6 protein-coding genes are annotated in these 5,719 nt (G+C 26.6%); 3 read left to right on the forward strand and 3 right to left on the reverse strand.

All coding sequences use genetic code 4. The annotated features are described in order from the left end of the window. Positions 1-401: transposase (locus AB668_RS00875; protein WP_152908013.1), on the forward strand; the 401-nt coding region annotated here is incomplete at its 5' end. 22 nt (positions 402-423) lie between these two features. On the opposite strand, the gene AB668_RS00880 is transcribed toward AB668_RS00875, so the two are convergent. The 3 genes from AB668_RS00880 to pfkA form a co-directional block, all read right to left on the reverse strand. After that, the gene (locus AB668_RS00880) at positions 424-1,290 is read right to left on the reverse strand and encodes a Dam family site-specific DNA-(adenine-N6)-methyltransferase (RefSeq protein WP_082160313.1); all 867 of its coding nucleotides are present in this window, start codon (positions 1,288-1,290) and stop codon (positions 424-426) included. 122 nt (positions 1,291-1,412) lie between these two features. Next, a complete protein-coding gene (pyk, locus tag AB668_RS00885) occupies positions 1,413-2,849 on the reverse strand; it encodes a pyruvate kinase (protein ID WP_050517222.1) in 1,437 nt (478 codons plus the stop codon). Between the two features lie 66 nt (positions 2,850-2,915). After that, complete coding sequence (gene pfkA / locus AB668_RS00890) at positions 2,916-3,896, reverse strand: 6-phosphofructokinase (protein ID WP_050517223.1); 981 nt, start codon at positions 3,894-3,896, stop codon at positions 2,916-2,918. 275 nt (positions 3,897-4,171) lie between these two features. On the opposite strand from pfkA, the gene AB668_RS06010 reads away from it, so the two are divergent. Further along, positions 4,172-4,303, forward strand: coding sequence for a hypothetical protein (locus tag AB668_RS06010; protein WP_268777941.1), 132 nt, complete (start codon positions 4,172-4,174; stop codon positions 4,301-4,303). A gap of 167 nt (positions 4,304-4,470) precedes the next feature. Further along, on the forward strand, positions 4,471-5,719 hold a 1,249-nt coding region (locus AB668_RS05425; RefSeq protein WP_152908014.1), incomplete at its 3' end, for a transposase.

Raw genomic sequence — 5,719 nt, forward strand, 5'->3', positions numbered from 1 at the left:
ATTATGTTTATGAAACAAATAGAACTGATTTATCTGTAGTTGATATTGTAAATTTATATTCAAAACAGTGACAAATTGAATCTAATTTTAAAACGTTAAAAGGTAAATTGTCACTTCGTCCAATGTATCTATCAACATGAAATCATATTGTTGGATATATTTGTTTATGTTTTGTATCTTTAGTGTTTTTAAATTATGTAGTTTACCTTTTGAATTCTAGATTAGGATTACAAGGTAAAAATAGAATTACTGAACATAAAATGATTAACATTATTAAAGATGTCAAAGAAATTGAGATATTTGTAAACAAACAAAAAACAGAAACAATACAAGTGTTTAATGATGGGTTAAAAGAAAGTTGAGATACTTATCACACTCTTTTAGAAGTTTTAAAAAAATAACATTTGACTTATAAATTTAGGTTTATAAGTTTAAACTGTTATTTTTATGCTTAAAGTGGGAAACGTAGGAAGTGAAGTTTTTTTGTTCTTCATAGTTATCATAAGGTGGATCAAAATAAACAAAATCACCACTTTCTGCATTTTTAACTGCTTCAGCAAAATCAACAGAAGTTATTTTGCATTCACTATTTTTAAAATAATTTCTTATGTTGTTAAAATTGTTTGAATCATAACAAATTACATTTGTTTTTTTAGCTGATGGAACATTGAAAAACCCATTTTTATTAACCCTATATAGTCCATTAAAACAAGACTTGTTTAGATAAATAAATCTTGAAGCAATTTTGTCTATATCAGCTTTATCAAAAGATTTTTCTCTATCTAAATCTCTTATTTTGTAAAAGTATTCTTCTGAATGATTTTGTTGATGATTTTCAATTTGTTCTATCATCTTAACAAATTTATCATTATCTTTAAAACATAAAAATGCACTTACAAGCTCCTTATTAAAATCATTTATTCAAAAATTACTTGGTTTTATTTTAAAAAGTAAAGCTCCACCACCAACAAAAGGTTCATAATATTTATTAAATTGTTTTGGAATATATTTTAATAGTGTATTTAATAATTGAGTTTTTCCACCAGCTCATTTTACAAAAGGTTTAATATCTTGTTGATTCGGTTCTACTTCTGTTGGAAATAATGACAAGTTAAAAGTATTGAAAATACTTTCAATAGTATGTAAGTTGACCCCTTTAATAGCACCCTTTTCTATTTTAGATAACTGAGATCTTTGAATATTAGACATCTTAGCTAATTGTTCTTGAGATAGACCTGATTGAATTCTATTTTCTTTAATCAAGCTTCCTATTTTTTCTAAATAACTCATAATAATCACCAAATAAATTATAATATTACTTGTTTAAAATGTATATAAAAATATACAAATATATTTATATTTTTTCATAAAAAAATGTAGTAGATTTTACTACTACATTGAATATTAAATTATTACATAATTGTAATTTCTTTAATAGATTCTCCTCTAACAACAAGAATTTTTTCTCCAGAAACAACTCCTCAAGATTTAGCAATTTTTGATAATTCTTCAACGTTGTTTTCTAAATTATTAATTGAATCTACTTTATTCATAAAAATCGAGTGTCAAATACCAAATGCAGTTCACATTCTTTGGTTAGCACTTACTCCTAAGATAGCTAAGTTAGGTCTAAATTTAGAAATTGTTTTTAATAATTGTCCAGTTCTTGATAGAACAATAGCGTAACGGTAATTTCCTTCTCTTGATTTTTCAGCCAATGATAAAGCTATATCTGCACGAGATCCTGAACTTGACTTAATAGCATTATCTAATTGTTGTTGGTAGTAAAGTTTGTTGTAGAACTCAACTTCAGCACGTTTATTAATTGTAGCCATTGTTTGAACTGTAATGAATGGGAAATCTCCAGTAGCAGATTCACCTGATAACATAGTTGCATCAGCACCCAATTCAGTTGCAAAGTAAACATCAGTTACTTCAGCACGAGTTGGAGCTGGATTATTTGTCATAGTTTCTAACATTTGAGTTGCAACAATTACAATTTTACCTGCTTCACGACATTTTCTAATAATTACTTTTTCTCAATATGGAACATCATAGTAAGGAATTTCCAATCCTAAATCTCCTCTAGCGATCATAATTCCATCACTTTCTTTTATTATTTCATCAATATTATCAATTCCTACTTGAGATTCAATTTTTGAAATAACTTGAATATCAGTTCTATTACCTTTCGCTAGAATATCACGAATTTGACGAACGTTTTGAGCACTGTTTACAAATGATGCAGCAATGTAATCTACACCTTGTTCACATCCAAATAAAATATCTTTTTCATCTTTTTCAGATAAGAAATCCATTGAGAAATCAACACCTGGTAAGTTTACACGTTTATTTGTTTTAACTTCATGATGATTAAATGCAGTAGTTTCTATGATTTGAGGTTTTACTGAGTCAATTGTTAATTCTAATTTACCATCATCAATTAAAATAACATCTCCAGCTTTTAAATCAACTGACATATCATAAGAAACAGTCATTTCTCCTTGACCACATTCTTTATTTAGATATGATTCTTTATCTGTATAAATTATAATTTTTTGTCCTCTTGATACTTGTTGTTTTCCGTTAGCAAATTTTCCAACACGAATTTCAGGACCTTTAGTATCTAATAAAATAGAAATAGGTTTTTGAATTTCTTCTCTAATTTTTTTAACAAATTCCATTCTTGATCCGTGTTCTTCATAATCACCGTGAGAGAAGTTTAAACGAATTGTTGTCATTCCTTTTTCAAACAATTCTTTAATCGCTTTAACTGAGTGAGTAGAAGGACCAATAGTTGTAATTATTTTAGTTCGCTTTATTTGCTTTTCTAAAAGTTCTTTTTTCATTTATTTATCACCTTAAATTAATATATATTTATATTATAAATTTTTAATCTATTAATTTCAAAAATATTATTTACTAAATTGTTCGTTAGCTTCTCTTAATTTTCTAATAAATGGTTTTTTATCAATAGGTTTCATGTTTAAAGTTTGTTGGATATCTCTTGCTACTAATTTATTGTTTTCTAATCCAATAAATAATCCACCTTTTCCTTCAACTAATTGATCAACTGCAAACATAGCTCCAGTAAATGCTAAATATCTATCCATAGCAGTTGGTCTTCCACCACGTTGAATGTGTCCTAAAATTGTAGCACGTGTTTCAAATCCACTGATTTGTTCAATTCTTTTTGCAATTTCACTTGATGAAACATCATAAGATTTTTCAGAAATTAAAATAATAAGACTTCTTTTTCCTTGTTCGCGTAATTTTTTAGCTCTTTGACCCATTTCTTCAATTGATAATAAGTCTTCGGCTGGACTTACAATTTCAGCTCCTGTTCCAACTGCAGCATAAGTAACTAGATCACCACATCCATTACCCATAATTTCAACAACACAAGCTCTGTTGTGTGATTGCATTGTATCTCTAATTCTATCAACTGCTTCAACTACAGTATTTAAAGCTGTATCAAATCCAATTGTAAAATCACTTGAAACAATATCATTATCAATAGTTCCTGGTAATCCAACACAATTGATTCCCATTTCAGTCAATCTTTGTGCTCCCATGTAACTTCCATCTCCACCAATAACAACTAAAGCTTCGATACCCTCTTTTTTAAGATTTTCAATTGCTACTTTTCTTATTTCTTCTTCTTTGAATTCAACGAATCTAGCTGAACCTAAAATAGTTCCACCTTTTGACATAATATCAGTTGTTTGTTCTACTGTGATTTTTTCAAATCAAGCATTATATAACCCTTTATATCCATCTCTAATACCATAAACTTCAATACCTTTAGCGTGAGCAGATTTAACTACTCCAGCAATCGCACAGTTCATTGCAGGTGCGTCTCCTCCAGAGGTAAGAATACCTATTTTTTTAATCATAAAAATAAACCTTCTTTCTAATCTAATATTTATTATATAGATAATCTAATATTTATTATATAGCAAATATTTTTTTATTAATATACATAAAAAATAGCTCTGGAATATACATAAAAAATAGCTTTTAATAAAATTTAAAATTAATCAATTTTTAATAAAAAAATAAATTAATCAATCATAGATATAATAAAGATAAAATTAATTTACAAGCTATTAAAATTCAGCATAACTAACGCAAATAATAATATAAAATTAAATTAATTGTGGAGGAAAATATGTCTAATATTAAATTTAAAATTATAGATAAAAATACTATTGAATTATTAGAAGATGCAAAAAAAGGAGATATCATAGATCTATCAAATGTCGAACAAATAGATCTATCAAAAGTTTACCGCATAAATTAACTATACAAACATCATAAAATATAATAAAAAGCAGTTATATTGCATAAAAAATGAGATTTTAATTAAAATATCTCGTTTTTTTGTTACAAAAATTTAAAAAAATACTTTAAAATCTTACTTAATTATGCTATAATTTAACTATATAATTAACTATATAGGAGGTTAACATGGTAGTACCACTAGAGATACGACAAGTTCCAAGACCAAAGAATACTGTAATTAAAAAATCTGGTTCAAAATGAGCTGTAATTGAAAGGGTTGGTTGTGTAAGAAAAAACGGTTCTAATCAACCAAAAGAGGGTAAAGTGATAGGACACATCATTGATGGTGAGTTTATTAAAAAAGAAGAAATTAAAAAGAAGATTAGCTTTAAATATTATGGTGATTATGAATTAGCTAAATCAGTTTCACAAGATATTTTAAGTGATCTAAAAGAAGTTTATACATTAGATTTCGCCAATCACTTGTATACAATTTCATTATTACGTTCTATAAATCCAAAAATCTCATATACCAACTTAGAAGAAACATACGAAGAATCTTTTATTTCTAATGAATTTCAAAACTTAAAACTAAGTAAAAATAATATTTCTAAATTTCTAAGATCAGTTGGTCTTGATTATGGAAAAGCGCTTTTATTCATTAGAAACAGAGTTAAAAAAATTGATTATGATAACAGAATTGCTATTGATGGGATGTTAAAAAATAATAATAGTAGAATTAATTCTTTAAATGACTTTTCTTTCAAATCAAAAATTAAAAACAGTAAAAACATATCCATTATAGTCGCTTTCAATGTATCGACAAAAGATGTAATTTGTTCTCTTCCATACCCCGGAAATTGTGTAGATGTCACTAGTTTTCCTGATTTCTTAGAAAAAACAGGTATAACAAAAGGAATTATAATTGGTGACAAAGCAATGAATAATGAGTATTTTGGAAACGTTGGTTTTATACATCCTTTAAAAAGATCCTCAAAAATTTTAGATAAAATTGATGCTTATAATATGTCAGAAAAACTTGACGATAAAGAGAATCCGACATGATATAAAAAAGTATTTTATGAAGACAAATATTATTACTGCTTTAGAGACGTTAAAAGAGCATTCAAAGAAGAACACGACTTTATGTCAAGCAAAAAATTCTCAAAAGAAAGATATGACAAAATGAAACACAAATTTGGCACTATCGCATATGTTTCTGACCAAGACATAACATGTCAAGAAGCCTTGAATATGTATAAGCAAAGATGGGAAATTGAACTTGTTAATGACTTTTACAAAAACACTTTGGAACTTGATTCAGTTAAAGTTCATGATGATTTAAGTGTTTATGCAGATGAATTTATCAATATGCTTACATTAATTATTGGTTATAGAATTAAAAATAAATTTGAAGATGCAGGTTTATTTAAAA

It is taken from the genome of Mycoplasma sp. HU2014 (genome assembly GCF_001199495.1).
GTDB lineage: Bacteria > Bacillota_I > Bacilli_A > Mycoplasmatales > Mycoplasmataceae > Mycoplasma.